Raw genomic sequence first — 25,876 nt, 5'->3', positions numbered from 1 at the left:
ATCGCGCGGTGGGTCAGCCGGCGCCCGGGCCCGGCACCCGGATCCGCCGGGTCTGCTCGGCCCGCGCCGCCAGCTCGCCGGGCGGTGGGTAGTCGACACCGGTCAGCGACAGTCCGTGCGGGGGCGCGACGGTGACCTCCGAGGCCCGCGCCGTCCGGGCCAGCAGTTCCGCCGGCCACGCGACGGGGCGGTGCCCGCGGCCCACCTCGAACAGCGCACCGACCAGGCTGCGGACCATCGAGTGGCAGAACGCGTCCGCCGAGACCGAGGCGACCAGCACGCCCGGTTCGTCCGGCGCCGCCGCCCAGTCGAACCGCTGCAGCGCCCGGACGGTCGTCGCACCCTCGCGACGCTTGCAGAACGCGGCGAAGTCGTGCTCGCCGAGCATCAGCCGCGACGCCGCGTTCATCGGACCGGCGTCCAGCGGGTGCGGCCAGGCGACGGTCTCCCGGGCCCGTAGCGGCTCGGCACCGAACGGTGCACCGGTGACCCGGTAGCGGTAGTGCCGGCGCAGCGCGGAGAACCGGGCGTCGAACGCGTCCGGGACCCGGGTCGTCGCCCGCACCCGGACGTCCGGCGGCAGGTACCGGTTGAGCCGCCGCACCAGCCCGTCGATCTGCGGGTCGAGCGCAGCCGGGACGTCGACGTGGGCCACCTGGCCGTGCGCGTGCACGCCGGCGTCGGTGCGGCCCGCGACGGTGAGGCGCAGCGGGGTCCGCAGCACCGTCGAGATCGCCTCGGTGAGCACCCCCTGCACCGTGCGCCGGGTCGGCTGGGCGGCCCAGCCGGAGAAGTCGGTCCCGTCGTAGGCGAGGTCCAGCCGGACCCGCACGGTCGCGGACGGGTCGGAAACGCCGACGAGCCCGCCGTCGGTGACGGCGGGCTCGTCGGGGTGGTGCGATCGGCTCAGGAGCCGGACTCCTTCGTGCTCTTCGCGTCCGCCGAGCCGGCGGCGTCGGCAGCCTCGTCGGCGGCCTCCTCCGCGGCTGCGGCGGCGTCGACGGCCTTGTCGGCGGCCTCCGAACCCGGAGCGACCTCCTCGGCCTCGACGGCGGCGTCGACCGCCTTCTCGGCGGCCTCCTGGGCCTCGTCGGCCGCGGTGACCTCGGCCTCGGTGGCCGTGGTCTCCTCGTCCGCCGCAGCCGGGGCCGCGGCGGCCGGGGTGGCCGCCTGGGAGCCGGCCGCGCGACGGGCACGGTTCGCCTCGTCGGTGACCGTCTTCTGCTGGACCAGCTCGATGACCGCCATCGGGGCGTTGTCGCCCTTGCGCGGCATCGTCTTGGTGATCCGGGTGTAGCCACCGTTGCGGTCCGAGAAGAACGGACCGATCTCGGTGACCAGGCGGTGCACGACCGACTTGTCGCGGATCACCTTCATGATCTCGCGCCGGTTGTGCAGGTCGCCGGCCTTGGCCTTGGTGATCAGCCGCTCCGCGTACGGACGCAGCCGCCGGGCCTTGGCCTCGGTGGTGGTGATCCGGCCGTGTTCGAACAGCGAGGTCGCCAGGTTGGCCAGGATCAGCCGCTGGTGCGCGGGAGACCCGCCGAGGCGGGCACCCTTGGTGGGCTGGGGCATGGCTACAACTGCTCCGTTTCTGCGTAGTCCTGACCGTCGTCACCGAAGGTGCCGGGGTCGAACCCGCTGTCACCGTCGACGCCGTAGTCGCTCGCCGCCGCCGACGGGTCGAACCCGGGCGGGCTGTCCTTGAGGGCCAGGCCGAGACCGACGAGCTTCATCTTGACCTCGTCGATCGACTTGGCGCCGAAGTTGCGGATGTCGAGCAGGTCCGCCTCGCTGCGGCCGACGAGCTCGCCGACCGTGTGGATGCCCTCGCGCTTGAGGCAGTTGTAGGACCGGACGGTGAGGTCCAGCTCCTCGATCGGCATCGCGAACGCCGCGATGGTGTCCGCCTCCTGCGGGGAGGGGCCGATCTCGATGCCCTCGGCGTCGACGTTCAGCTCGCGGGCCAGGCCGAACAGCTCGACCAGGGTCTTGCCGGCCGAGGCCAGCGCGTCCCGCGGGGTGATGGACGGCTTCGACTCGACGTCGAGCACCAGCTTGTCGAAGTCGGTGCGCTGCTCGACTCGCGTGGCCTCGACCTTGTAGGTCACCTTCAGCACCGGCGAGTAGATCGAGTCGACCGGGATGCGGCCGATCTCGGCACCGGTGGCCTTGTTCTGCATGGCCGGGACGTACCCACGACCCCGCTCGACGACGAGCTCGACCTCGAGCCGGCCCTTGTCGTTCAGCGAGGCGATGTGCAGGTCCGGGTTGTGCACGGTGACGCCGGCCGGCGGCACGATGTCGCCGGCGGTGACCGCACCCGGGCCCTGCTTGCGCAGGTACATGGTGACCGGCTCGTCCTCCTCGGAGCTCACGACGAGCTCCTTGAGGTTCAGGATGATGTCGGTGACATCCTCCTTCACCCCCGGCACGGTGGTGAACTCGTGCAGGACGCCGTCGATCCGGATGGACGTGACGGCGGCGCCGGGGATGGACGAGAGCAGCGTCCGGCGCAGGGAGTTGCCGAGGGTGTAGCCGAAGCCCGGCTCCAGCGGCTCGATGACGAACCGCGACCGGGTCTCGGCGACGACGTCCTCGGAGAGAGAGGGTCGCTGAGAGATCAGCATGGGTGTGTGCCTCCTTAGCACCTGCGACAACCGCTATTTGATGTCGCAGACAGGGCCCGCCGCCCCTCCCTGCGGGGCGGCGGGGGTGTCGAGCTACTTCGAGTAGTACTCGACGATGAGCTGCTCGGTGACCTGGGTGTCGATCTGAGCGCGCTCGGGCAGCTGGTGGACCAGGATGCGCAGCGTCGACGGGACGACCTGCAGCCACGCCGGGACCGGGCGGTCGCCCTGGGTCTCCTTGGCGATGACGAACGGGTCCATGTTCCGCGACTTGTCCCGCACGTCGATGATGTCGTACCGCGACACCTTGAAGCTGGGGATGTCGACCTTCTTCCCGTTGACCAGGAAGTGGCCGTGGTTCACCAGCTGGCGGGCCATCCGCCGGGTGCGCGCCAGGCCGGCGCGGTACACGACGTTGTCGAGCCGCGACTCGAGGATCTGCAGCAGCTCGTCGCCGGTCTTGCCCTCCCGGCGGTGCGCCTCCTCGTAGTAGGCGCGGAGCTGCTTCTCCTGCAGGCCGTAGCCGAAGCGGGCCTTCTGCTTCTCCTGCAGCTGCAGGAGGTACTCGGTCTCCTTGATCCGGATCCGGCCGTGCTGGCCGGGCGGGTAGGGACGACGCTCGAACGCCTGGTCGCCGCCGACGAGGTCGGTCTTCAGTCGGCGCGACTTGCGGGTCATGGGGCCGGTGTAGCGAGCCATGGTGGTTCTTCCTTCCCCTTAGACCCGGCGCCGCTTGGGCGGGCGGCACCCGTTGTGCGGCTGCGGGGTGACGTCGTTGATGGTGCCGACCTCGAGGCCGGCGGCCTGCAGCGAGCGGATCGCGGTCTCGCGGCCGGAGCCCGGGCCCTTCACGAAGACGTCGCACTTCTTCATGCCGTGGTCCATGGCCTTGCGGGCGGCGTTCTCAGCGGCCAGCTGCGCGGCGAACGGCGTCGACTTCCGCGAGCCCTTCAGGCCGACGTGCCCGGACGAGGCCCAGGCGATGACGGCACCGGTCGGGTCGGTGATCGACACGATCGTGTTGTTGAACGTGGACTTGATGTGGGCGTGACCGTGCGCGACGTTCTTCTTCTCGCGACGGCGGACCTTCTTGGGTCCGGCACCCTGACGTGCGCGGGGCGGCATTACTTCTTCCCTGCCTTCTTCTTACCGGCGACGGTCTTCTTCGGACCCTTGCGGCCGCGCGCGTTGGTCTTCGTGCGCTGGCCGCGGACCGGAAGGCCGCGACGGTGACGGATACCCTGGTACGAGCCGATCTCGATCTTGCGGCGGATGTCCGCCTGGATCTCACGGCGCAGGTCGCCCTCGGTCTGCAGGTTCGCTTCGATGTACTCGCGAAGCTTGCTGACGTCCTCGTCGGTCAGATCCTTCGACCGCAGGTCGGGGCTGATGCCCGTGCCCACGAGGATCTCCTTCGAGCGGGCCCGTCCGACCCCGAAGATGTAGGTGAGCGCGATCTCCATCCGCTTGTCGCGGGGGAGGTCGACGCCGGCAACACGTGCCATGCGGCGTGTTCTCCTTGTTGTCGTTCCAGGTCTTCCCGATGTCCGTCCCGATCCGCCGTTGGAGATCGGGCCCCGGCCTGGTTCCGGGGGTGCTACCGGGCCCTCATGGCCCGGCAGGTACACCGGGGGCTTCTCGCGTCCGCGATCAGACGATCACGACGAGTGCCGGTCTGCTCAGCCCTGGCGCTGCTTGTGGCGCAGGTTCGAGCAGATCACGATGATCTTGCCGTGGCGGCGGATCACCTGGCACTTGTCGCAGATCTTCTTGACGCTCGGCTTGACCTTCACGTCGTCTGCCTCTGCTAGTCGATCTTCTCGGTCGTGCGACCGACGGTCACTTGTAGCGGTAGACGATGCGGCCGCGGCTGAGGTCGTAGGGCGACAGCTCGACCACCACCCGGTCCTCCGGAAGGATCCGGATGTAGTGCTGGCGCATCTTCCCGCTGATGTGGGCGAGCACCCGGTGGCCGTTCTCCAGCTCCACCCGGAACATCGCGTTCGGCAGGGGTTCGACGACCCGGCCCTCGACCTCGATCGCCCCGTCCTTCTTAGCCATGTCCTCCGCTATCCGTGACAGGTGTCGGTTGCACCGCTGCACCGGCCTGGGACCGGAGAGCGGCACGGTGCGCACGGAAGGGCCCGGACCCGAAAGTGGGATACACGACGGATCCGGCGCCACAGAGCGCACCGGCTGTCCAGTGTACGGAGGTCGCCCGCGGTGGATGCACGCGGGGGTGACGGACGCCGCGCGCCCGCCGGACCGCCGACGGTACCGAAGACCCCGCCCCCGGGACCAGGGCAGCGCGCCGGGCGTTCCCGGCCCGCCCCCGTCACCGGGCCTCAGGTCACCGACCGGTACCGCGACCACACCCACCGGCCCGGTCTCCGCGCCGACGGGCGGGGCGCGGCCGCCACCCGTACCGCGGCCCGGCAGGGCGGGCAGACCGGCCGCGGGGCGGCACAGAGCGACTCGGCGACGACCGACGCACCGCAGAGCGCCGGGAAGCCGTCCCGGACCCGGGCCGCCAGCGCCGCCGAGTGGTGCCGTTCGTGGACGTAGTGCCGCAACCCGTCCACCGCCGAGTCCACCGCCACGACACCGCGGCGCAGCAGGTCGGTGTCGGCGCTACCGCTCCACTCGCGCGCCATCAGCGCGCGCTAGCCGTTCTCATATGGAGCACGCTACATGTGAGAGATTTCTGTAGCTACGTCACTCCGTATGACCCGGCGTGTCGCGGACGACCTCACCGGGGGAGACTGCGGGGGTGGTCGCATCGGACAGCCGGACGGCTCTGAAGTGGTGGATCGCCGTGGAACTGCGCCGGCTCCGCGAGGGCTCGGGCCTCACCCGGGAGCAGGCGGCCCGCGCGACGAAGGGCAGCATCCAGGCGATCGGGCACTTCGAGACCGGCCGGACGCTGCCGGGACCGCTGCAGCTCGACGTCCTCCTGGAGCTGTACGGGGTGCCCGAGCGGATCGACCACTTCCAGGAGCTGCGGGTCCGGGCCAAGCGCGGGAAGGACTGGTGGGTCGGCGCGCACGACGCCGCGCCCGAGCACCTGAACCTGTTCCTCGGCCTGGAGACCTACGCCGCACAGATCGAGAGCTGGGACGCCCACGTGGTGCCCGGCCTGTTCCAGACACGCGACACCGCGCACGCACTGATGAGTGCCGTGCGCCGGGAGACCCCGGACTCCGACGGCGGCGGGCGTGACACCGCCATCGAGGACCTGGTCGAGCTGCGGATGGAGCGGCAGCGACGAGTGCTGGACCGGGACGAGCCGCCGCTGGTCTGGAGAGTGATCGCCGAACCCGCGCTCCGCTGGCCGATCGGTGGTGTCGAGGTCCAGCGCGAGCAGCTACGTCATCTCCTCGCGCTCGCCGAGCGCCCGAACATCGAGATCCAGGTCCTGCCGTTCGAGGCAGGCGCCCATCCCGGTACGGAGGGCACGTTCACGCTGCTCTCCGCGCCGGGCGAGCTGGAGAACTACCCGGGCTGCGTCTACGTCGAGGACCGCATCCGGGGCCACTACTACGATGAGGCCGACGACATCCGCGTGTTCAGCAACGAGCTGAACCGGCTGCGCGTGGAGGCGCTCCGCCCCGGCGACTCCCTGGCCCTCATCGCGCGCCTCCTCGAGGAGCTCTGACCGGCATGCCCCACGACGACATCGTCGCCGCGCTCTCCGCATCCACCACCTGGCACAAGTCCACCCACAGCGGCGGGGAGAACGGCGGCTGCGTCGAGGTGGCGACGATCCCCGGACACGCCGGGGTCCGCGACACCAAGCTCGGTACGGCGAGCCCGGTCCTCGCCTTCACCACGGCGGAGTGGCGCGCCTTCCTGACCGGTGTCGCGCACGGCGAGTTCCCCGCCGGCTGATCCCGCCCCGTGTGCGCGCCGAGGTGCGCACCAGCGGGGCGCTGCCGCACTCCGGGCCCGCTGACGTGCATCTCGGCGCGGGCACCGTGGCGCGCCGCGGGGATCCCGCTCGGCTCGGCTCGGCTCGGCTCGGCTCGGCTCGGCTCGGCTCGGCTCGGCTCGGCTCGGCTCGGCTCGGCTCGGCTCGGCTCGGCTCGGCTCGGCTCGGCTCGGCTCGGCTCGGCTCGGCTCGGCTCGGCTCGGCTCGGCTCGGCTCGGCTCGGCTCGGCTCGGCTCGGCTCGGACATGATGATCGAATCATCGGCTGCGTTCGGTGCCGCAGGTGGCACGTGATGTCGCCAAGGATCTGATCACCGCGGATCTGCCCCGGGAGCGGCGCACGGCATCCGCCCGGGCCGCGGATCTCCGCGCCGAGATGCGCATGAGCGGGCGCTGTCGATCACCGGAGCCCGCTCACGCACATCTCGGCGCGGGTACCGCGGAGCGGCGAGCCGCTGCTCGGCCCGAGCCGCATCCGCGACGCACCGGCGCCCGATGCCGGTGCCGGTGCCGGTGCCGGTGCCGGTGCCGGAGTCAGCGCCCATGCCGGAGCCGGTGCCCGTGCTGGACTCGGTGCCGCCGCCCGCGCCGGAGTCGGTGCCGGACTCGGTGCCTGTGCCCGCGCCTCAGCCGGCGCCCATGCCCATGCCGGTGCCGGTGCCGGTGCCAGGTCCGAACGATGAGGCCCGCACGGTTGATCGTCGGCTCGGCTGCGTCCGGTGCCACCAGCGGCACCGGACGTCGCCACAAATTCGATCACCGGAGCCCCGGCCCGGACCGCGCACATCCCACACCCGAACGCGCACTCCACACGACGCCGGCCCGAACACCCCTCCGGCGGATCGGGCGCGACACCCGTACCGACCGTGCATCCCGAAACGGATCCGAGCCCGGGCCGGCCACGCCCGGCAGGCCGGCCGCGGCCCCGGCAGACCGGGCGCGACACCTCGGACCGCACCCGGATCGCAGGAGCGACAGCCACGGGGCCCGAGCGGCCCGTCCCCGGCGACCGATCGCCACATCAATCCCACGTGATCACACGAGCCACACCCGTCACGCACCGTCGACACAAATGGCCACGCTCCGTGACTCAGTAACCCGATGGGCGTGACGTCGTTACGCCTCCCATGCACCGATCGCCACTCTGCGCGGTCGGATCCGTCGAAGGGAGTACTGGTGCCTCGTCTCGTCCGTCCCACCGTGCGGCTGCTCGTGGCGGTGGTCGCCGCTGCGACCACCGCCGTGCTGGTTCCGGCCGTGGGGGTCGCCGCGCCGCCGCCCCCGGCGAGCGGGAAGGCGGTGGCGCTGAACGGGGTCACCGACGACGGGGAGCGGTTCGCCGCGTCCCGGGTGCTGCAGGACCCGGCGCTCGGCGTCTGCTACGACCTCACGACCCCGGACGGCCGGCAGGCGTCCTGGTCGGAGTTCGTCAACGGGACGAACCGGGTCGCGCTGGTCTCCACGGGCTCCTGCGTGGCCCGGATCGAGGACCGGACGCCACTGGCCGCGGGCGAGCGGGCCACCCGGACCGTCCGCTCGGTCCGCTTCAGCAGCATCCCCTGAGGCAGGGCCCCACCACCGCGGCGACGGTGTCCCCGCGACCACCCGGCCCCGGGGACACCGCACCGGCTCAGAGCGCCTTCAGCTCCTCGGTCACCTCGGTCACCGACGACTTCGCGTCACCGAAGAGCATCGACGTGTTCTCGGCGAAGAACAGCGGGTTGTCGATCCCGGCGAACCCGGACCCCATCGACCGCTTCAGCACGATGACGTTGCGGGACTCGTCGACGTTGAGGATCGGCATCCCGTGGATCGGGCTGGACGGGTCGGTGCGCGCCGACGGGTTCGTGACGTCGTTCGCCCCGATCACCAGGGTGACGTCGGTGCGGGCGAACTCGTCGTTGATGTCGTCCATCTCCTTGAGGGCGTCGTAGGAGACGTCGGCCTCGGCGAGCAGCACGTTCATGTGCCCCGGCATCCGGCCGGCGACCGGGTGGATGGCGTACTTGACCTCGACGCCCTTGCTCTCCAGCAGCTTGGCCATGTCCTTCACCGCGTGCTGGGCCTGGGCGACCGCCATGCCGTAGCCGGGCACCACGATCACCTGCGCCGCGTACGCCATCTGGATCGCCGCGTCCGCCGCGGAGGTCGACTTCACGGTGCGCTCGACGCCGTCGTCGGCGGCCGCGGCCTGCGTCCCGCCGAACCCACCGGCGACGATCGCCGGGATGGTCCGGTTCATCGCGACCGCCATCTGGTTGGTCAGGATCGAGCCGGACGCGCCGACGATCATGCCCGCGACGATCATCGCCGTGTTGTCCAGCGCCAGCCCCGCCGCGGCGGCCGAGAGCCCGGTCATCGCGTTGAGCAGGGAGATCACGACCGGCATGTCCGCACCGCCGATCGGCAGCACGACGAGCACGCCGACCACGGCCGCGATCACCAGCACGGCGACGATCCACGTCTCCGACGCCCCGCCGAGCCCGGCGAACACCGCGGCCACCACCGCCAGCGCCAGGAGCAGCAGGTTCAGCGGCTGCTGCACCCGTCCCAGCCCGATCGGGCGCCCCGGCAGGATCTCCTGCAGCTTGCCGAACGCGATCAGCGAGCCCCAGAACGAGATCGACCCGACGATCGCCGCGAACATCGACGCGATGACGACGTAGAGCTCGATCCCGGCGAAGCCGTCGGACCCGCGGAACTCCGCCCACGCGATCAGCGCGACCGCACCGCCGCCGACGCCGTTGAACAGCGCCACCATCTGCGGCATCTGGGTCATCTTCACGTTGCGCGCGGACGGGACGCCGAGCAGCGTGCCGACGACCAGCCCGACGACGATGAGGATCCAGTTCGCCTGCACGAGCAGCAGGGTCGCGAGGACCGCGATCGCCATCCCGACGGCGGCGATCTTGTTCCCGCGCACCGCCGTGCGCGGCCCGGTCAGGCCGGACAGGCCGTAGATGAACAGCGCGAACGCGACGATGTAGAGGATCGGGACGATCACGCCGAGCGGACCGTCCGGCAGCGTCTCGGTGGCGGCGAGGTTCACGATCCGTCTCCCTTCCGCTCGGTCGGCTTCGCCTTGAACATGCCGAGCATCCGGTCGGTGACCAGGAAGCCGCCGACCACGTTGATGACGCCGAACGCGATCGCGACCACCAGGATGATCCCGTCGACGACGCCGACCTCCTCCCGGCCGAGCACGACGATCGCGCCGAGCAGCACGATCCCGTGGATCGCGTTGGTGCCCGACATCAGCGGCGTGTGCAGGGTGTTCGGCACCTTCGAGATGACGGCGAAGCCGACGAAGCCGGCCAGCACCAGGATGGCGAGGTTCGCCAGCAGTCCGGTGTCCATCAGGAACCCTCCTCCGCGCGCGTCACGCAGGACTTGACCAGGACCTCGTCGTCGACGTCCGGGGTCAGCACGCCGTCGGCGAGCATCAGCTCGAGCAGCGAGGTCACGTTCCGGGCGTAGAGCTCGGAGGCGTGCTCGGGCATCGTCGACGGCAGGTTCAGCGGGGACACGATCGTCACGTCGTGGCGCACGACCGTCTGCCCCGGCTCGGTCAGCTCGCAGTTGCCGCCGGCCTCGCCCGCCATGTCGACGATCACGCTGCCGGGCCGCATGCCCTCCACCGCGGCGGCGCTGACCAGCCGCGGGGCCGGGCGGCCCGGGACCAGCGCGGTGGTGACGACGACGTCGAACCCGGTGATCGCCTCGGACAGCGCCTGCTGCTGCTGCGCGCGCTCGTCGTCGCTGAGCTCACGGGCGTAACCGCCCTCCCCCGCGGCGTCGATCCCGAGATCGAGCCACTGCGCGCCGAGCGACCGGACCTGGTCCGCGACCTCCGGGCGCACGTCGTAGCCGGTGGTGCGGGCGCCGAGCCGCTTCGCCGTGGCGAGTGCCTGCAGCCCGGCGACGCCGACGCCGAGCACCAGCGCGGTGGCCGGCTTCACCGTCCCGGCCGCGGTGGTGAGCATCGGGAAGAACCGGGTGGAGTGCTCGGCCGCCGCCAGCACCGCCTTGTACCCCGCGACGTTGGCCTGCGAGGACAGCGCGTCCATGCCCTGGGCCCGGGAGATCCGCGGGATCGACTCCATCGCGAACCCGGTGACCCCGGCCGCGCGCAGCTTCTGCACGGTCTCCGGATGGGCCAGTGGGGACAGGAACCCGACCAGCACCTGCCCGGACCGGAGCCTGCCGATCTGCTCGCCGGTCGGCGGGTTCACGACGGCGACGACGTCCGCCGCCCACGGATCGCCGATCTCGGCGCCCGCCGAGGTGTACTCCGCGTCGGGGATCAGCGCGCCGGAACCGGCGCCGCTCTCCACCACGACCCGGGCGCCACGACCGGAGAGCTTCCCCAGCACCTTCGGGACCAGCGCCACCCGGCGCTCGCCCTCGCGGACCTCGCGCGGTACCCCGACCGTGACCGTTCGCTGCGGACCGTCCCGCCCGGCCTCATCGCTCATGACCGGAACCTAGTCCAGATGTCGCGCCCCGTGGGCCGAACACGTGATCACGGCTACCCCCGGGGAGGGCACTGGACCGATGCGCCCGATCCGGCTGGATCGTGCAAGTGCCCCGATCAGCTACCCGGGCGGTCCGGTGCGCCGGCCGGCGCGGTGAGGAGCCACGGGCCCTCCTCGGTCACGGCGACCGTGTGCTCCCAGTGCACCGCCCGGCCCCCGCTCGCGGTGACGACGGTCCAGCCGTCGTCCAGTTCCTCGGTCTCCGGGTCCCCGGCGACGAGCATCGGCTCCACCGCCAGCGCCATCCCCGGCCGCAGTCGGGGTCCGCGGCCCGGGTCGCCGTGGTTCGGCAGGAACGGGTCCATGTGCATCGAGGTGCCGATGCCGTGCCCGCCGTACTCGGCGACGATGCCGTAGTCGGCACCGTCGGCCTCGGCCGCGGCCCGGCACGCCTCCTGGATAGCGTAGGAGACGTCGGTCAGGCGGGCGTCGGCCCGGACCGCCAGGATCCCCGCCTCCATCGCGCCGCGGCAGGCCGCGGACAGCGCGAGATCGGCGGCGGACACCGACCCGACGGCGATGGTCACGGCGGAGTCGCCGTGCCAGCCGTCGAGGATGGCGCCGCAGTCGACCGAGAGCAGGTCACCGTCGGCCAGCACCTGGTCCGGGCCGGGGATGCCGTGCACGATCCGGTCGTTCACCGAGGCGCAGATGCTGCCCGGGAAGCCGTGGTAGCCGAGGAAGGACGGCACGCCACCGCCGTCCCGGATCGTCTGCTCCGCCAGCGCGTCCAGCTCACCGGTGCTCACCCCGGGCTTGGCCTGCTCGGTGACCGCGGCGAGCGTGGCCGCCACCAGGGCACCTGCCTCCCGCATCAGCTCGAGCTGGCGCTGGGTCTTGAGCTCGATGTCGCGGCCCCGGTACCGGGCGATGGCGCCACGGATGCCACCCCGACCGTTCATGATCGTCCCTCGGTTCCCCGCGTGCTCAGGCGCCGCGGTCGCGCAGCGCCGCGAACACCCGCTCGGTGATCTCGTCGATCTCGCCGACCGCGTCGATCGTCACCAGCTGGTCGCGGTAGTGGTCCAGCAGCGGGGCCGTCTCCTCGCGGTAGACGCGCTGCCGGTTGCGGATGGTGTCCTCGTTGTCGTCGCTGCGGCCACGGCCCAGCAGACGCTGCACGACGACCTCGTCCTCGACGTCGAACTGGACGACGGCGTCGAGCGCCAGCCCCTTCGCGTCCAGGATCTCCGCCAGCGACGCCGCCTGCGCGGTGTTGCGGGGGAAGCCGTCGAGGATGAACCCACCGGCGGTGTCGGCGTCGCCGAGCCGGTCGGCCACCATCCCGACGGTCACCTCGTCCGGGACCAGGTCGCCGGCGTCGATGTAGCGCTTCGCCTCACGACCGAGCTCCGTCTCGTCGCGCAGGTTCGCGCGGAACAGATCTCCGGTGGAGATGTGCAGGACGTCCAGCCGCTTGGCCATCTGCTCAGCCTGGGTCCCCTTGCCCGCACCGGGCGGTCCCACCAGAACGAGTCGCACGAGAACCCGACCTCCTGAAATCTTGTCTGCATCGCACCGGCGGCGTCACCGGTGCACGGTGCCGCCGGCACCGGGTCGGGGCCGGGGCCCCGACCGGGGTTCCCGCACGGCCACGCTTCGACGAGCCTAACGCAGGAAACCCTCGTAGTTCCGCTGCATGAGCTGGCTCTCGATCTGCTTCAGGGTGTCGAGGCCCACGGTCACCATGATCAGCGCCGCGGTACCGCCGAACGGGAAGTTCTGGTTCTGGCCGCTGCCGGTGATGCCGAGGAAGAAGTTCGGCATGACGGCGATGATGCCCAGGTACAGCGAGCCCGGCAGGGTGATGCGGCTGAGCACGAAGTTCAGGTACTCCGCGGTCGGCCGGCCGGGCCGGATGCCCGGGATGAAGCCGCCGTACTTCTTCATGTCCTCGGCGCGCTCGTCGGGGTTGAACGTGATCCCGACGTAGAAGTACGTGAAGAAGATGATCAGCGCCATGTAGAGCACGATGTGCACCGGGTTGGACTGATCGACCAGGTAGGTCTGCACGAACTGCTGGAACCAGCCGCCGTCGTTCCCGGCCAGCCGGGCGATCAGGTCGGGCAGGTAGAGCAGCGAGCTACCGAAGATCACCGGCACGACACCGGCCTGGTTCACCTTCAGCGGCAGGTAGGTCGAGGTGCCGCCGTACATGCGACGGCCGACCATCCGCTTCGCGTACTGCACCGGGATGCGGCGCTGGCCGTTCTCGATGAACACGACGCTCGCGATGATGGCCAGCGCGAACACGCAGACACCGGCGAACACCAGGCCGCCGGAGTTCTCCAGGATCTGCTGGCCCTCGGCCGGGATCCGGTGCGCGATCGACGCGAAGATCAGCAGCGACATGCCGTTGCCGATGCCGCGCTCGGTGACCTGCTCGCCGAGCCACATCACCAGCGTGGTGCCGCCGACCATCGTCACGACGATGACGATCAGGGTGAAGATCGACGAGTCCGGGATGACCGGCAGCGCGCAGCCCTGGAACAGCTGCCCGCGCTCGGCCAGCGCGACGAAGCCGGTGGCCTGCAGGACGGCGATGCCGATCGTCAGGTACCGGGTGTACTGCGTCAGCTTGGCCTGGCCGGACTGGCCTTCCTTCTTCAGCTGCTCGAAGCGCGGGATGACCACCTGCAGCAGCTGCACGATGATGCTCGCCGTGATGTACGGCATGATCCCCAGCGCGAAGATCGACAGCTGGAGGAGCGCGCCACCGGAGAACAGGTTGATCAGCGAGTAGACACTCGCGTTGTCACCGCCCTCGACCTGGCGGACGCACTCCTGGATGTTCGGGTACGACACACCCGGCGACGGCACGTTGGCCCCGAGCCGGTACACCGCAACGATCGCCAGCGTGAAGAGGATCTTCTTGCGGAGATCCGGTGTGGTCAGGGCCGACCGGACTGCGCTGAGCACTCGGTGATCCTCCTACGACGTCGACGGTTCGACACCGCCTGCGCCGGCCCGGACGGGCCGGCCGGATGGAAGTCGCGGTCCGCGCCTTCCGGGACACCCGGGCCGGCGTTGTCCGCCGACGGGGGTTGCGCCGTACCACGCGGCACCGCGCGGTACTGCGACGTCCGGTCATCACGGACGCACAGTCCGGACGTGACTGTAACAGCGGTCCGGAGGCACCCCGGCGCCCGCCCACGCACCCGGCCCCGCCGGAGCGGGACACGAACGGTGGGAGCGGTACGGACGGGGCCCGAACGAGGTCCGGGCCGGCCCGGCGCAGTGCGCCGGACCGGCCCGGTGGCCGGAGCGGGAGACCCGCTGCGAAACCTCAGAGCTCGGAGACGGAACCGCCTGCGGCCGCGATCTTCTCGCGGGCCGACGCCGAGAACTTGTGCGCCTTCACGGTCAGGGCGACGCCCGAGAGCTCACCCTCGCCGAGCACCTTGACCAGCTGGTTGCGACGGACGGCGCCCGCCTCGACCAGCTCGGCCGGGCCGACCTCGCCGCCCTTCGGGAACAGCTCGGCCAGGTCACCGACGTTCACGACCTGGTAGTCGACCTTGAAGCGGTTCTTGAAGCCCTTGAGCTTCGGAAGCCGCATGTGCAGCGGCATCTGCCCGCCCTCGAACCGCGGCGACACCGTCTTGCGGGCCTTCGTGCCCTTGGTGCCGCGCCCGGCGGTCTTGCCCTTCGAGCCCTCACCACGACCCACACGGGTCCTGGCCTTCTTCGAGCCCGGGGCCGGACGCAGGTCGTGCAGCTTGATGACGTTCTGCTCGTCGCTCACGCCTGCACCTCCTCCACGGTCACGAGGTGACGCACCACGTGGACGTACCCGCGGGTCTGCGGGTCGTCCGGGCGCTCCACCGACTGCCGGATCTTGCGGAGGCCGAGCGAACGCAGCGAGTCCCGCTGGTTCTTCTTGGCCCCGATCTTGCTCTTCACCTGAGTGATCTTGAGAGTGGCCATGTCACTCACACCCTCGTCGCTTCGGCCTCGGCACGCTGGCGCAGCATGCTGTGCGGAGCGACGTCCTCCAGCGGCAGGCCACGGCGGGCCGCGACCTCCTCCGGACGCTGGACCCCCTTCAGCGCCGCCACCGTGGCGTGCACGATGTTGATGGCGTTGTCGGAGCCGAGGGACTTGGACAGGATGTCGGAGATCCCGCCGCACTCCAGCACCGCGCGGACCGGACCACCGGCGATGACGCCGGTACCCGGCGAGGCCGGGCGCAGCATGACGACGCCGGCAGCGGCCTCGCCCTGCACGCGGTGCACGATCGTGCCGCCGATGCGCGGGATGCGGAAGAAGTTCTTCTTCGCCTCCTCGACACCCTTGGCGATCGCGGCCGGCACCTCCTTGGCCTTGCCGTAGCCGACGCCCACCAGGCCGTCGCCGTCGCCGACGATCATCAGCGCGGTGAAGCTGAACCGGCGACCGCCCTTGACGACCTTGGACACGCGGTTGATCGTGACCAGCCGCTCGATGTACGGGGTCTTGTCCTGGGCCGCCCCGCCACGGCCGCCGTCCCGGCGGTCCCGGTTGTTGCTGCGGTTGTCGTTGCTACCGCCGCCGGGCCCTCCGCCGTCACGCCGCGTACGTCCCGGCATCAGACGATCCCTTCAGTGTGCTTGGTCTGCATCAGAACTCCAGGCCCCCTTCGCGGGCGGCGTCGGCCAGAGCCGCGATCCGCCCGTGGTAGGCGAGGCCACCGCGGTCGAACACGACCGCGGAGACGCCGGCCGCCTTGGCCCGGGCGGCGATGAGCTCGCCGACCTTGGCCGCCTTGGCCTTCTTGTCGCCCTCCAGGCCACGGACATCGACGTCCAGGCTCGACGCGTGGGCCAGGGTGTGCCCGGCCAGGTCGTCGATCAGCTGGACGGTGATGTGCCGCGAGGAGCGGTTGACCGCCAGGCGCGGACGGACCGGCGTACCGGAGATCTTCTTGCGCAGCCGGGCGTGCCGGCGGATGCGCGAGTCGCGACGCTTGCGCGCGACCTGGGACGCCATCCGGCGACGAGCGGCCCCGGAAACGGTCTCGTTCGTCTCGGCCATCACTTACCCGTCTTTCCGACCTTGCGGCGGACCTGCTCGCCGGAGTAACGGACGCCCTTGCCCTTGTACGGGTCGGGGCGGCGCAGCTTCCGGATGTTCGCGGCGGTCTCGCCGACGAGCTGCTTGTCGATGCCGGAGACGGAGAACCGGGTCGGGCTCTCCACCGCGAAGGTGATGCCTTCCGCCGGCTCGATGATGACCGGGTGCGAGAAGCCCAGGGCGAACTCGAGGTTCGAGCCCTTGAGCGCCACCCGGTAACCCACGCCGTGGATCTCCAGCTTCTTCTCGTAACCGGCGCTGACGCCGACCACGATGTTGTTGACGAGCGAGCGGGTCAGGCCGTGGTAGGCACGGACCTCGCGCTCCTCGTTCGGGCGCTTCACCAGCACCGTGCCGTCGTCGTCGCGCTCGACCGTGATCGGCTCGATGACGGTGTGCGACAGGGTGCCCTTGGGGCCCTTCGCGGTGACCGTGCGGCCGTCGACGGTGATCTCCACGCCGGACGGAACGGTGATGGGCAGCTTTCCGATGCGTGACATCGTTCGTTACCCCTCTCTCACCAGGCGTAGGCGAGGACTTCCCCGCCCACGCCGTTCCGGTAGGCCTGCTGGTCGGTCATCAGACCCCGGGAGGTCGAGATGATCGCGACGCCGAGCCCACCCAGGACCCGCGGCAGGTTGGTCGACTTCGCGTACACACGCAGACCGGGCTTGGAGACCCGGCGCAGACCGGCGATGCTCCGCTCCCGGTTGCGGCCGTACTTCAGTTCGACGACCAGGGACTTGCCGACCTCGGCGTCCTCGGTGTGGTGGGCCGCGATGTAGCCCTCCTTCTGCAGGATCTCCGCGATGGAGACCTTCAGCTTGGAGTGCGGCATCACGACGCGGTCGTGGTAGGCCGAGTTCGCGTTCCGCAGACGGGTCAGCATGTCTGCGATCGGATCGGTCATCGTCATGGTGTCTGTCTCTTTCCCGCCGTGGTTCCTCGCGGCCCGGTGCGGCGCCCCGGTCGGGGCGCCGCACCGGCGTGGGCCTTCGGCGATCGGGTTGATCCCCTGCCCCGCGGGTGCGGGGCCGGTGAGATCACCAGCTGGACTTGCTCACACCCGGCAGCTCGCCGGCGTGGGCCATGTCGCGCAGGCACACGCGGCACAGGCCGAACTTGCGGAAGACGGCACGCGGACGGCCGCACTTCTGGCAGCGGGTGTAACCCCGCACCGCGAACTTCGGCGTCGCGTTCGCCTTGTTGATGAGCGCCTTCTTCGCCATTCGCTCAGCTCTCCTTGAACGGGAAGCCCAGGTGGCGCAGCAGCGCCCGGCCCTCGGCGTTCGTGGTCGCGGTGGTCACGACGGTGATGTCCATGCCACGCGGCCGGTCGATGGTGTCCGGGTCGATCTCGTGGAACATCGACTGCTCGTTCAGGCCGAACGTGTAGTTGCCACGCCCGTCGAACTGGTTGCCCTCGAGCCCGCGGAAGTCGCGGATACGGGGCAGCGCGATCGTCAGCAGCCGGTCCAGGAACTCCCACATGCGGTCGTTCCGGAGCGTCACCTTCGCGCCGATGGGCATGCCCTCACGCAGCTTGAACTGCGCGATGGACTTCGTCGCCCGACGGAGCTGCGGCTTCTGGCCGGTGATGGTGGCCAGGTCCCGCAGCGCGCCGTCGATGAGCTTGGAGTCCCGGGCGGCGTCGCCGACACCCATGTTCACCACGACCTTGGTCAGGCCGGGGATCTGCATGATGTTCGAGTAGCCGAACTCCTCGCGCAGCTTGTCCAGGATCTCGTCCCGGTAGCGCTGCTTGAGACGAGGGATCTCGGTGGTCGGAGCGGTCATCTCAGATCTCCTTCCCGTTGCTCTTGGAGATCCGGACCCGGCGGGCCTTGCCGTCCTCGCCCTCGACGGACTTCGAGCCGATGCGGGACGGCTTGCCGTCGGAGTCGACGACCATCACGTTCGAGACGTGGATGGCAGCCTCCTGGGTGACGATCCCGCCACTCTCGGCACCGCGCTGGTTCTGGCTGATCCGGGTGTGCTTCTTGATCCGGTTCACGCCCTCGACCAGCACGCGCTGGCGGTCCGGGTAGGCCGCGATGACCTTGCCCGTGGCGCCCTTGTCCTTACCGGCGATCACCTGAACGGTGTCGCCCTTCTTCACCTTCATCTTCGCCTTCATGGATCAGAGCACCTCCGGAGCGAGGGAGATGATCCTCATGAACTTGCGGTCGCGCAGCTCGCGCCCGACCGGGCCGAAGATTCGGGTCCCTCGCGGGCCGTTGTCCGGCTTGATGAGGACAGCGGCGTTCTCGTCGAATCGGATGTAGCTGCCGTCGGGACGGCGCTTCTCCTTCTTGGTGCGCACGATGACCGCCTTGACGACGTCACCACGCTTCACGCCGGCGCCGGGGATGGCCTCCTTGACCGTGGCGACGATGACGTCGCCGATCCCGGCGTAGCGCCGCGCGGAGCCGCCCAGCACCCGGATGCACAGGATCTCCTTGGCACCGGTGTTGTCGGCGACGCGCAGCCGCGACTCCTGCTGGATCACTGTGTCTCCTACTTGGCCTTCTCGAGGATCTCCACCAGCCGCCAGCGCTTGGTCGCCGACAGCGGACGGGTCTCCATCAGGCGAACACGGTCACCGATGCCGGCCGTGTTGCCCTCGTCGTGCGCCTTGACCTTGCTGGTCCGGCGGATGACCTTGCTGTACCGCGGGTGCTTGACCCGGTCCTCGAGGGACACGACCACGGTCTTGTCCATCTTGGCGGACACGACCAGGCCCTCACGGACCTTGCGCTCCCCGCGCTGCCCCTCCGGCTTCGTCTGCGCGGTGGACGGCTTCGCCGCCGCCGTCGCATCCTTGGCCGGGGTGCGAACGTCCTCGCTCACGCCCTCGCTCATGCTGCGCCCTCACTCTCGGTCGGCGCAGCGGACAGGCCCAGCTCACGCTCGCGCATGACGGTGTAGACCCGCGCGATGTCGTGGCGGACGGCCCGCAGGCGCCGGTTGTTGTCCAGCTGCCCGGTGGCCATCTGGAAGCGGAGGTTGAACAGCTCCTCCTTGGCCTCCCGGACGCGCACGACCAGCTCCTCGTCGGAGAGCTCGCGCAGCTCGGCGGCCTTGGTGTTGCCAGCGCTCGCCATCAGATGTCACCACCCTCACGGGACACGATCCGGCACTTCATGGGCAGCTTGTGGATGGCCCGACGAAGTGCCTCGTGGGCCGTCTCCTTGTTCGGGAAGCTCATCTCGAACAGCACCCGGCCGGGCTTCACGTTCGTGACCCACTTCTCCGGCGAACCCTTACCGGAGCCCATGCGGACCTCGGCGGGCTTCTTCGTCATCGGGATGTCCGGGAAGACGTTGATCCAGATCTTCCCGCCACGCTTGATGTGCCGGTTGATCGCGATACGCGCCGACTCGATCTGCCGGTTCGACACGTACGCGGGCTCCAGCGCCTGGATGCCCCAGTCGCCGAAGGTCACCGCGGTGCCGCCACTGGCCATGCCCTTGCGCTTGGGCCGGTGCTGCTTGCGGTGCTTGACCTTGCGTGGGATCAGCATCGGTCAGCTCTCCCCACCGTTGCTCTGGTTCTCACCGGAGGCCGGGGTCTCGGCGGTCGCCGTGGCGGCGCCGCCGCCCTGGGCGGCGCGCCCGGCCTCGGTGCTGGTCGCAGTGGTGCCCGAGGCACCGGACCGACGACGGGCCGGACGCTCACGGCGCGGGCCACGGCCCGGAGCGTCGGCGGCGGCGGGCGCGCCCTCACGGCGGCCCCCGACGACGTCACCCTTGTAGATCCAGACCTTCACGCCGATCCGGCCGAAGGAGGTCCGGGCCTCGAACAGGCCGTAGTCGATGTCCGCGCGCAGCGTGTGCAGCGGGACCCGACCCTCGCGGTAGAACTCCGACCGCGACATCTCGGCGCCGCCGAGCCGGCCGGAGCACTGGACCCGGATGCCCTTGACCTGCGGGCTGCGCATGGCCGACTGGATGGCCTTGCGCATGGCCCGCCGGAAGGCGACCCGGTTCGACAGCTGCTCGGCCACGCCCTGCGCGACGAGCTGCGCGTCCGACTCCGAGCCCTTGACCTCGAGGATGTTCAGCTGGACCTGCTTCTTGGTCAGCTTCTCGAGGTTGCCCCGGATCCGGTCGGCCTCGGCGCCACGACGGCCGATGACGATGCCCGGACGCGCGGTGTGGATGTCCACCCGCACGCGGTCCCGGGTCCGCTCGATCTCGACCTTGGAGATGCCGGCCCGCTCCATGCCCTTGGAGAGCATCTTGCGGATCTCGACGTCCTCCTTCACGTACTCCGAGTACTGCTTGTCGGCGTACCAGCGCGACTTCCAGTCCGTGGTGATGCCCAGGCGGAAGCCGTGCGGGTTGATCTTCTGCCCCATCAGCGGGCCCTCCCCTTCGCACCACGACGGCCGGCCTTGGCGGGAACCGACTCGACCTCGATGGTGATGTGGCTCGTCCGCTTGCGGATGCGGTACGCGCGCCCCTGGGCACGCGGCCGGATGCGCTTCAGCGTCGGGCCCTCGTCGACCATCGCCACGGCCACCACGAGGGTGTCCGGGTTCAGGTCCAGGTTGTTCTCCGCGTTGGCCGCGGCGCTCGCCACGACCTTCGCGACCGGCTCGGCCGCAGCCTGCGGCGAGAACCGCAGGATGGCCAGTGCCTCCGAGACCGGCAGGCCGCGGACCAGGTCCACGACGCGACGGGTCTTCATCGGCGAGCTACGGACGAACCGTGCCACGGCGCGCGCACGAGTCGGCTCGAGCGCAGCGCCGGTGGTGTCGGCAGCTGTGTTCACAGCGTCAGCCATTTCTCTCCACCTCTCCTAGTCGCTACTCGGGCCGGCTTCTAGCGCCGACGCGCCTTGCGGTCGTCCTTGATGTGTCCCCGGAAGGTCCGGGTCGGGGCGAACTCGCCCAGCTTGTGCCCGACCATCGAGTCGGACACGAACACCGGCACGTGCTTGCGGCCGTCGTGCACCGCAATGGTGTGACCGATCATGTCCGGAATGATCGTGGACCGACGGGACCACGTACGGATGACGGTCTTCTTGCCGGACTCGTTGAGGGCGTCCACCTTCTTGAGCAGGTGGTCGTCCACGAAGGGGCCCTTCTTCAGGCTGCGCGGCATCTTTACCTCCCTGCTCAGCGCTTCTTGCCGGTACGGCGCCGGCGGACGATCAACTTGTCGGACGGCTTGTTGCGACGGGTACGCCCCTCGGGGGTACCGGCCGGGTTCACCGGGTGGCGGCCACCGGAGGTCTTGCCCTCACCACCACCGTGCGGGTGGTCCACCGGGTTCATGACGACACCACGGACGGTCGGGCGCTTGCCCTTCCACCGCATGCGGCCGGCCTTACCCCAGTTGATGTTGGAGTGCTCCGAGTTGCCCACCTCGCCGACCGTGGCGCGGCAGCGCACGTCGACGTTGCGGATCTCGCCGGAGGGCATCCGCAGCTGCGCGTAGGGCCCGTCCTTGGCGACCAGCTGGACGCCGGCACCGGCCGAGCGCGCGATCTTGGCGCCGCCACCGGGGCGGAGCTCGATCGCGTGCACCACGGTGCCCGTCGGGATGTTGCGCAGCGGCAGGTTGTTGCCCACCTTGATGTCGGCCCGGGGACCGTTCTCGATCGGGTCGCCCTGCTTCAGCTTCGCCGGCGCGATGATGTAGCGCTTCTCGCCGTCGGCGTAGTGCAGCAGTGCGATCCGCGAGGTGCGGTTCGGGTCGTACTCGATGTGCGCGACCTTGGCCGGCACACCGTCCTTGTCGTTGCGGCGGAAGTCGATCAGGCGGTAGGCCCGCTTGTGACCGCCACCCTGGTGCCGGGTGGTGATCCGCCCGTGCACGTTGCGGCCGCCCTTGTTGTGCAGCGGACGCAGCAGCGACTTCTCCGGGTGGTCCCGGGTGATCTCGGCGAAGTCCGAGACGCTGGCGCCGCGGCGGCCGGACGTCGTCGGCTTGTACTTACGAATGCCCATGGCTCAGCTCGCTCCCTCAGCTCGCCTGGCCACCGAACACGTCGATCGCCTTGCTCTCCTCGGAGAGCGTGACGATCGCGCGCTTGGTGTCCTTGCGCTTGCCGTAGCCGGTACGGGAGCGCTTGCGCTTGCCCGAGCGGTTGAGCGTGTTCACGCTGGTCACCTTGACCCCGAACACCTTCTCCACGGCGATCTTGATCTGCGTCTTGTTCGCGTCCGGTGCGACGACGAAGGTGTACTGGCGCTCGTCGAGCAGCCCGTAGCTCTTCTCCGAGACCACCGGCGCGAGCAGCACGTCCCGCGGGTCCGTGATCACTTCTCGGCCTCCTCAGCGGCAGCCCGGCGGCTCGCGGCCTTCGGCTTCGCGATCGGGCCGGACAGGAACTCGTCCAGCGCCGCCTGCGTGAACACGACGACGTCGTTGACGAGCACGTCGTGGGTGTTCAGCTGGTCCGGCGCGATCATGTGGATCTGCGGCAGGTTGCGCAGGCTCAGCAGCGCGGTCTCCGCGGTCCGCTCGACGACGACGAGCACCCGGCTCGCCAGGGCCTCCGGCACGACGGCCTCGAGGGCCTTGCGGGCGGCCTTCGTCGACGGGGCGTCGCCCTCGACCAGCGAGGAGACGACGTGCACGCGGCCGGCACGGGCCCGGTCGGAGAGGGCACCGCGCAGGGCGGCGGCCTTCATCTTCTTCGGGGTCCGCTGCGAGTAGTCCCGCGGCGTCGGGCCGTGCACGATGCCACCACCGGCGAACTGCGGCGCGCGGACCGAACCCTGACGGGCGCGGCCGGTGCCCTTCTGCCGGTACGGCTTCTTGCCACCGCCGCGGACCTCGCCGCGGGTCTTGGTGTCGTGCGTGCCCTGGCGCGCCGCGTTCAGCTGCGCGGTCACCACCTGGTGCATGAGGGCGATGTTGGCGGTCACGTCGAAGACGTGGTCGGGCAGCTCGACGCTGCCGTTCGCCTTGCCCTCCGGGGTCTGGATCTGCACGGTGCTCACTTGCCATCGCCCTTCGCGGGGGTCTTCACCACGACGAGGCCACCGCGGGGACCGGGGACCGCGCCCTTGATGAGCAGCAGGCCGCGCTCGGCGTCCACCCGGTGAACCTTGAGGTTCTGCGTGGTCTGACGCTCGGAGCCCATCCGGCCCGCCATCCGCACGCCCTTGAACACGCGACCCGGGGTGGCGCAGCCACCGATCGAGCCCGGCGAGCGGTGCTTGCGCTGCGTGCCGTGCGAGGCGCCCAGGCCCTTGAACCCGTGACGCTTCATGACACCGGCGAAGCCCTTGCCCTTGGTGACGCCCACGACGTCGACCTCGGCCACCTCGGCGAACGCCTCGGCGGTGACCTCCTGGCCGGGGGTGTAGTCCGCGGCGTCGGAGGTGCGGAGCTCCAGCAGGTGCCGGCGCGGCGTGACGCCCGCCTTGGTGAAGTGGCCGGTCTCCGGCTTGTTCACCTTGCGCGGGTCGATGGTGCCGTAGGCCAGCTGGACGGCGGTGTAGCCGTCGGTCTCCTCGGAGCGCACCTGGGTCACGACGTTCGGCCCGACCTGGACCACGGTGACCGGCACGATCCGGTTGTTCTCGTCGAACACCTGGGTCATCCCGAGCTTGGTGCCCATGACGCCGGTGATCTTGCGCGCCTGCCTGGTGGCGACGGTCTTCTTCACAGCTGCAGTCATCGTCTGTATCCCCACGCCTACTGGATGTTGACGTCGACGCTCGCCGGCAGGTCGATGCGCATGAGCGCGTCGACCGTCTTCGGCGTCGGGTCGAGGATGTCGATGAGGCGCTTGTGCGTACGCATCTCGAAGTGCTCGCGCGAGTCCTTGTACTTGTGCGGCGAGCGGATGACGCAGTACACGTTCTTCTCGGTGGGCAGTGGCACGGGGCCGACGACCCGGGCACCGGTACGCGTCACCGTCTCCACGATCTTGCGAGCAGACGCGTCGATTGCCTCGTGGTCATAGGCCTTGAGCCTGATGCGGATCTTCTGTCCCGCCATGGTCGTCGGTCGTCCTCTTCTTCCTGCCGCGGGGGTGTCGCGGTGTCGGCCCCGTCGAGACAGCACGGCGCGAAGCTCCGTCGTGTACGGCCGGCCTGCGGCCCGTGCTCTGTTCAGGTCTGTCGGCCGGTAGCGGCTCCAGTCGCCTGGAACGCACGTCCTGCCGGGGCTCTCCGGTCCACGCGGTCGGGCGTGTCGCGCCCGATCCTCATGGATCTACCCGGGTCACCGCGTCCCACCCCCTGTGGGGCGGGCATGTAGCTGATCTTCGCAGGCCCTGTGCTCTCCGCGGACGGAGGGACGGACCCGAGGGCTGACAACGAACATGGCGCGTGGAGCGCGACACCTGGACTACCGGGAACCGGGAACCGGGAACAGGAGCGGCGCTTCCACGCGCCATGCTCATCGTGCAACCCGTCAAGGATGCCACACGCTCGTGCGGCGTCCTCGACCGGGGGGTGTGGTGCGGGCCCACCGGGATCCGGCGGGCCCGCGACCTCACGCGTTGATCTTGGTGACCTGGCCGGCGCCCACGGTGCGGCCACCCTCACGGATGGCGAACTGCAGGCCCTCCTCCATGGCGATCGGCTGGATCAGCTGAACGCTCATGGTGGTGTTGTCACCCGGCATGACCATCTCGGTGCCCTGCGGGAGGGTCACCACACCGGTCACGTCGGTCGTCCGGAAGTAGAACTGCGGACGGTAGTTGTTGAAGAACGGGGTGTGACGGCCGCCCTCGTCCTTGCCCAGGATGTACACCTGGCCCTCGAACTCGGTGTGCGGGGTGATCGAACCCGGCTTCACGACGACCTGGCCGCGCTCGACGTCCTCGCGCTTGATGCCGCGGAGCAGCAGGCCGACGTTCTCACCGGCCCGACCCTCGTCGAGGATCTTGCGGAACATCTCGACACCGGTGACGGTGGTCGAGGTCTTGTTCGGCCGGATACCGACGATGTCGACGGTCTCGTTGACCTTGACGATGCCCCGCTCGATACGACCGGTGACGACCGTGCCGCGACCGGTGATCGTGAAGACGTCCTCGACGGGCATGAGGAACGGCTTCTCGATGTCGCGCTCGGGCTCCGGGATCGCCTCGTCGACGGCGTCCATGAGCTCGACGATGGCCTCGGCCCACTTGTCGTCGCCCTCGAGGGCCTTGAGCGCCGAGACGCGGACGATCGGGAGGTCGTCTCCCGGGTAGTCCTGGTCCGAGAGGAGCTCACGGACCTCCATCTCGACGAGCTCCATGATCTCCTCGTCGTCGACCATGTCCGCCTTGTTCAGGGCGACGACGATGTACGGCACGCCGACCTGACGCGCGAGCAGCACGTGCTCACGGGTCTGGGGCATCGGGCCGTCGGTCGCGGCGACCACCAGGATCGCGCCGTCCATCTGGGCGGCACCGGTGATCATGTTCTTCACGTAGTCGGCGTGCCCGGGGCAGTCGACGTGCGCGTAGTGCCGCTTCTCGGTCTGGTACTCGACGTGCGCGATGGAGATCGTGATACCGCGCTGGCGCTCTTCCGGCGCCTTGTCGATCATGTCGAACGCCGACGCCTCGTTGAGGGTCGGGTACTTGTCGTGCAGAACCTTGGTGATGGCCGCCGTCAGCGTGGTCTTGCCGTGGTCGATGTGACCAATGGTGCCGATGTTGACGTGCGGCTTGGTCCGCTCGAACTTCGCCTTCGCCACTGGGGGGTCCTCCTGGACTTCTTGTGTTCTCCGCCGTGCTGACGGCAGGTCTGTGGGGGTGGTACGAGGTGCGGGCCGC

At 70.2% G+C, this 25,876-nt stretch carries 40 protein-coding genes; 3 read left to right on the top strand and 37 right to left on the bottom strand.

Translation table 11 applies throughout. The annotated features are described in order from the left end of the window. Positions 1 to 13 precede the first annotated feature (13 nt). From truA to AFB00_RS15235, 9 genes are all read right to left on the bottom strand, one after another. Positions 14 to 832, bottom strand: coding sequence for a tRNA pseudouridine(38-40) synthase TruA (gene truA, locus AFB00_RS15275; RefSeq protein WP_068797798.1), 819 nt, complete (start codon positions 830 to 832; stop codon positions 14 to 16). A gap of 74 nt (positions 833 to 906) precedes the next feature. Next, the gene (gene rplQ / locus AFB00_RS15270) at positions 907 to 1,575 is read right to left on the bottom strand and encodes a 50S ribosomal protein L17 (protein ID WP_068797797.1); all 669 of its coding nucleotides are present in this window, start codon (positions 1,573 to 1,575) and stop codon (positions 907 to 909) included. A 2-nt stretch (positions 1,576 to 1,577) separates the two neighbouring features. Then, positions 1,578 to 2,630 carry a DNA-directed RNA polymerase subunit alpha gene (locus tag AFB00_RS15265; RefSeq protein WP_068797796.1) on the bottom strand — a complete coding sequence of 351 codons (1,053 nt, stop codon included), beginning with the start codon at positions 2,628 to 2,630 and terminating at the stop codon, positions 1,578 to 1,580. Between the two features lie 93 nt (positions 2,631 to 2,723). Next, entirely contained in the window at positions 2,724 to 3,329 is a 606-nt protein-coding gene (rpsD, locus tag AFB00_RS15260; RefSeq protein ID WP_068797795.1) for a 30S ribosomal protein S4, read from the bottom strand. A gap of 18 nt (positions 3,330 to 3,347) precedes the next feature. After that, positions 3,348 to 3,755, bottom strand: a complete 408-nt coding sequence (rpsK, locus tag AFB00_RS15255) for a 30S ribosomal protein S11 (RefSeq protein WP_068797794.1) — start codon at positions 3,753 to 3,755, stop codon at positions 3,348 to 3,350. Further along, positions 3,755 to 4,135 carry a 30S ribosomal protein S13 gene (rpsM, locus tag AFB00_RS15250; RefSeq protein WP_068797793.1) on the bottom strand — a complete coding sequence of 127 codons (381 nt, stop codon included), beginning with the start codon at positions 4,133 to 4,135 and terminating at the stop codon, positions 3,755 to 3,757. The genes rpsK and rpsM overlap by 1 nt, the downstream gene beginning before the upstream one ends. Before the next feature lie 174 nt (positions 4,136 to 4,309). Then, complete coding sequence (rpmJ, locus tag AFB00_RS15245; RefSeq protein ID WP_068797792.1) at positions 4,310 to 4,423, bottom strand: 50S ribosomal protein L36; 114 nt, start codon at positions 4,421 to 4,423, stop codon at positions 4,310 to 4,312. A gap of 46 nt (positions 4,424 to 4,469) precedes the next feature. Next, the gene (gene infA, locus AFB00_RS15240; RefSeq protein WP_010228514.1) at positions 4,470 to 4,691 is read right to left on the bottom strand and encodes a translation initiation factor IF-1; all 222 of its coding nucleotides are present in this window, start codon (positions 4,689 to 4,691) and stop codon (positions 4,470 to 4,472) included. Between the two features lie 284 nt (positions 4,692 to 4,975). Next, positions 4,976 to 5,284 (bottom strand): hypothetical protein, encoded by a 309-nt coding sequence (locus AFB00_RS15235; protein WP_068797791.1) that lies wholly within the window; start codon positions 5,282 to 5,284, stop codon positions 4,976 to 4,978. Between the two features lie 116 nt (positions 5,285 to 5,400). Here AFB00_RS15235 and AFB00_RS15230 point away from each other — a divergent pair, with 116 nt between their 5' ends. The 3 genes from AFB00_RS15230 to AFB00_RS15220 all read left to right on the top strand — a co-directional run bounded on the left by AFB00_RS15230 (position 5,401) and on the right by AFB00_RS15220 (position 8,120). Beyond that, a complete protein-coding gene (locus tag AFB00_RS15230; protein WP_068797790.1) occupies positions 5,401 to 6,285 on the top strand; it encodes a helix-turn-helix domain-containing protein in 885 nt (294 codons plus the stop codon). Between the two features lie 5 nt (positions 6,286 to 6,290). After that, entirely contained in the window at positions 6,291 to 6,518 is a 228-nt protein-coding gene (locus AFB00_RS15225) for a DUF397 domain-containing protein (RefSeq protein WP_068797789.1), read from the top strand. A gap of 1,215 nt (positions 6,519 to 7,733) precedes the next feature. Further along, complete coding sequence (locus AFB00_RS15220) at positions 7,734 to 8,120, top strand: hypothetical protein (protein WP_156819547.1); 387 nt, start codon at positions 7,734 to 7,736, stop codon at positions 8,118 to 8,120. Between the two features lie 67 nt (positions 8,121 to 8,187). Here the strand turns inward: AFB00_RS15220 and AFB00_RS15215 are convergent, their stop codons facing one another. From AFB00_RS15215 to tuf, 28 genes are all read right to left on the bottom strand, one after another. Continuing rightward, positions 8,188 to 9,606 carry an NAD(P)(+) transhydrogenase (Re/Si-specific) subunit beta gene (locus tag AFB00_RS15215; protein ID WP_197519541.1) on the bottom strand — a complete coding sequence of 473 codons (1,419 nt, stop codon included), beginning with the start codon at positions 9,604 to 9,606 and terminating at the stop codon, positions 8,188 to 8,190. Further along, the gene (locus tag AFB00_RS15210; RefSeq protein WP_068797787.1) at positions 9,603 to 9,914 is read right to left on the bottom strand and encodes an NAD(P) transhydrogenase subunit alpha; all 312 of its coding nucleotides are present in this window, start codon (positions 9,912 to 9,914) and stop codon (positions 9,603 to 9,605) included. The genes AFB00_RS15215 and AFB00_RS15210 overlap by 4 nt, the downstream gene beginning before the upstream one ends. Then, the gene (locus AFB00_RS15205; protein WP_068797786.1) at positions 9,914 to 11,032 is read right to left on the bottom strand and encodes a Re/Si-specific NAD(P)(+) transhydrogenase subunit alpha; all 1,119 of its coding nucleotides are present in this window, start codon (positions 11,030 to 11,032) and stop codon (positions 9,914 to 9,916) included. Before AFB00_RS15205 ends, AFB00_RS15210 begins: the two co-directional genes overlap by 1 nt. A gap of 116 nt (positions 11,033 to 11,148) precedes the next feature. Beyond that, positions 11,149 to 11,994 (bottom strand): type I methionyl aminopeptidase, encoded by an 846-nt coding sequence (gene map, locus AFB00_RS15200; protein WP_068797785.1) that lies wholly within the window; start codon positions 11,992 to 11,994, stop codon positions 11,149 to 11,151. Between the two features lie 25 nt (positions 11,995 to 12,019). After that, a complete protein-coding gene (locus AFB00_RS15195) occupies positions 12,020 to 12,574 on the bottom strand; it encodes an adenylate kinase (protein WP_068797784.1) in 555 nt (184 codons plus the stop codon). 126 nt (positions 12,575 to 12,700) lie between these two features. Next, positions 12,701 to 14,011, bottom strand: a complete 1,311-nt coding sequence (gene secY / locus AFB00_RS15190) for a preprotein translocase subunit SecY (protein ID WP_068797783.1) — start codon at positions 14,009 to 14,011, stop codon at positions 12,701 to 12,703. Between the two features lie 367 nt (positions 14,012 to 14,378). Continuing rightward, positions 14,379 to 14,837: a 50S ribosomal protein L15 gene (rplO, locus tag AFB00_RS15185; RefSeq protein ID WP_231973942.1), complete on the bottom strand. Its 459-nt coding sequence runs from the start codon at positions 14,835 to 14,837 to the stop codon at positions 14,379 to 14,381. After that, positions 14,834 to 15,019, bottom strand: coding sequence for a 50S ribosomal protein L30 (rpmD, locus tag AFB00_RS15180; RefSeq protein ID WP_068800334.1), 186 nt, complete (start codon positions 15,017 to 15,019; stop codon positions 14,834 to 14,836). Before rpmD ends, rplO begins: the two co-directional genes overlap by 4 nt. A gap of 5 nt (positions 15,020 to 15,024) precedes the next feature. Then, positions 15,025 to 15,660 carry a 30S ribosomal protein S5 gene (gene rpsE, locus AFB00_RS15175; protein WP_068797782.1) on the bottom strand — a complete coding sequence of 212 codons (636 nt, stop codon included), beginning with the start codon at positions 15,658 to 15,660 and terminating at the stop codon, positions 15,025 to 15,027. A 31-nt stretch (positions 15,661 to 15,691) separates the two neighbouring features. Continuing rightward, positions 15,692 to 16,060: a 50S ribosomal protein L18 gene (gene rplR, locus AFB00_RS15170; protein WP_068797781.1), complete on the bottom strand. Its 369-nt coding sequence runs from the start codon at positions 16,058 to 16,060 to the stop codon at positions 15,692 to 15,694. 44 nt (positions 16,061 to 16,104) lie between these two features. Next, a complete protein-coding gene (gene rplF / locus AFB00_RS15165; protein ID WP_068797780.1) occupies positions 16,105 to 16,644 on the bottom strand; it encodes a 50S ribosomal protein L6 in 540 nt (179 codons plus the stop codon). Positions 16,645 to 16,661: 17 nt separating this feature from the next. Then, on the bottom strand, positions 16,662 to 17,060 hold the full coding sequence (gene rpsH, locus AFB00_RS15160) for a 30S ribosomal protein S8 (RefSeq protein ID WP_068797779.1): 399 nt from the start codon (positions 17,058 to 17,060) through the stop codon (positions 16,662 to 16,664). Positions 17,061 to 17,187: 127 nt separating this feature from the next. Then, positions 17,188 to 17,373 carry a type Z 30S ribosomal protein S14 gene (locus AFB00_RS15155; RefSeq protein ID WP_068797778.1) on the bottom strand — a complete coding sequence of 62 codons (186 nt, stop codon included), beginning with the start codon at positions 17,371 to 17,373 and terminating at the stop codon, positions 17,188 to 17,190. Positions 17,374 to 17,377: 4 nt separating this feature from the next. Continuing rightward, the gene (gene rplE / locus AFB00_RS15150) at positions 17,378 to 17,941 is read right to left on the bottom strand and encodes a 50S ribosomal protein L5 (protein WP_068797777.1); all 564 of its coding nucleotides are present in this window, start codon (positions 17,939 to 17,941) and stop codon (positions 17,378 to 17,380) included. Position 17,942: 1 nt separating this feature from the next. Next, positions 17,943 to 18,269, bottom strand: coding sequence for a 50S ribosomal protein L24 (gene rplX / locus AFB00_RS15145; RefSeq protein ID WP_068800332.1), 327 nt, complete (start codon positions 18,267 to 18,269; stop codon positions 17,943 to 17,945). Positions 18,270 to 18,284: 15 nt separating this feature from the next. Beyond that, a complete protein-coding gene (gene rplN, locus AFB00_RS15140; protein WP_068797776.1) occupies positions 18,285 to 18,653 on the bottom strand; it encodes a 50S ribosomal protein L14 in 369 nt (122 codons plus the stop codon). An 8-nt stretch (positions 18,654 to 18,661) separates the two neighbouring features. Next, the gene (rpsQ, locus tag AFB00_RS35820; protein WP_083276043.1) at positions 18,662 to 18,994 is read right to left on the bottom strand and encodes a 30S ribosomal protein S17; all 333 of its coding nucleotides are present in this window, start codon (positions 18,992 to 18,994) and stop codon (positions 18,662 to 18,664) included. An 8-nt stretch (positions 18,995 to 19,002) separates the two neighbouring features. Beyond that, complete coding sequence (rpmC, locus tag AFB00_RS15130) at positions 19,003 to 19,248, bottom strand: 50S ribosomal protein L29 (RefSeq protein WP_068797775.1); 246 nt, start codon at positions 19,246 to 19,248, stop codon at positions 19,003 to 19,005. After that, positions 19,248 to 19,667 carry a 50S ribosomal protein L16 gene (gene rplP / locus AFB00_RS15125; RefSeq protein ID WP_068797774.1) on the bottom strand — a complete coding sequence of 140 codons (420 nt, stop codon included), beginning with the start codon at positions 19,665 to 19,667 and terminating at the stop codon, positions 19,248 to 19,250. Before rplP ends, rpmC begins: the two co-directional genes overlap by 1 nt. Before the next feature lie 3 nt (positions 19,668 to 19,670). Then, a complete protein-coding gene (rpsC, locus tag AFB00_RS15120) occupies positions 19,671 to 20,504 on the bottom strand; it encodes a 30S ribosomal protein S3 (protein WP_068797773.1) in 834 nt (277 codons plus the stop codon). Then, positions 20,504 to 20,932: a 50S ribosomal protein L22 gene (gene rplV, locus AFB00_RS15115; RefSeq protein WP_068797772.1), complete on the bottom strand. Its 429-nt coding sequence runs from the start codon at positions 20,930 to 20,932 to the stop codon at positions 20,504 to 20,506. The genes rpsC and rplV overlap by 1 nt, the downstream gene beginning before the upstream one ends. Before the next feature lie 38 nt (positions 20,933 to 20,970). Next, entirely contained in the window at positions 20,971 to 21,252 is a 282-nt protein-coding gene (rpsS, locus tag AFB00_RS15110) for a 30S ribosomal protein S19 (protein WP_020622935.1), read from the bottom strand. Between the two features lie 14 nt (positions 21,253 to 21,266). Continuing rightward, positions 21,267 to 22,100: a 50S ribosomal protein L2 gene (gene rplB / locus AFB00_RS15105; RefSeq protein ID WP_068797771.1), complete on the bottom strand. Its 834-nt coding sequence runs from the start codon at positions 22,098 to 22,100 to the stop codon at positions 21,267 to 21,269. Between the two features lie 16 nt (positions 22,101 to 22,116). Then, positions 22,117 to 22,416, bottom strand: coding sequence for a 50S ribosomal protein L23 (rplW, locus tag AFB00_RS15100; protein ID WP_068797770.1), 300 nt, complete (start codon positions 22,414 to 22,416; stop codon positions 22,117 to 22,119). Then, positions 22,413 to 23,099: a 50S ribosomal protein L4 gene (gene rplD, locus AFB00_RS15095; RefSeq protein ID WP_068797769.1), complete on the bottom strand. Its 687-nt coding sequence runs from the start codon at positions 23,097 to 23,099 to the stop codon at positions 22,413 to 22,415. The genes rplW and rplD overlap by 4 nt, the downstream gene beginning before the upstream one ends. Continuing rightward, positions 23,096 to 23,782 (bottom strand): 50S ribosomal protein L3, encoded by a 687-nt coding sequence (gene rplC, locus AFB00_RS15090; protein ID WP_068800330.1) that lies wholly within the window; start codon positions 23,780 to 23,782, stop codon positions 23,096 to 23,098. The genes rplD and rplC overlap by 4 nt, the downstream gene beginning before the upstream one ends. A 17-nt stretch (positions 23,783 to 23,799) precedes the next feature. Continuing rightward, the gene (gene rpsJ, locus AFB00_RS15085; RefSeq protein ID WP_003938093.1) at positions 23,800 to 24,105 is read right to left on the bottom strand and encodes a 30S ribosomal protein S10; all 306 of its coding nucleotides are present in this window, start codon (positions 24,103 to 24,105) and stop codon (positions 23,800 to 23,802) included. A gap of 498 nt (positions 24,106 to 24,603) precedes the next feature. Continuing rightward, a complete protein-coding gene (tuf, locus tag AFB00_RS15080; RefSeq protein ID WP_068797768.1) occupies positions 24,604 to 25,797 on the bottom strand; it encodes an elongation factor Tu in 1,194 nt (397 codons plus the stop codon). Positions 25,798 to 25,876: the final 79 nt, after the last annotated feature.

This window comes from Pseudonocardia sp. HH130630-07 (assembly GCF_001698125.1).
GTDB lineage: Bacteria > Actinomycetota > Actinomycetes > Mycobacteriales > Pseudonocardiaceae > Pseudonocardia.
Note: the sequence above shows the minus strand (reverse complement) of the source record. Positions and strands in the feature narration are given on the sequence as shown.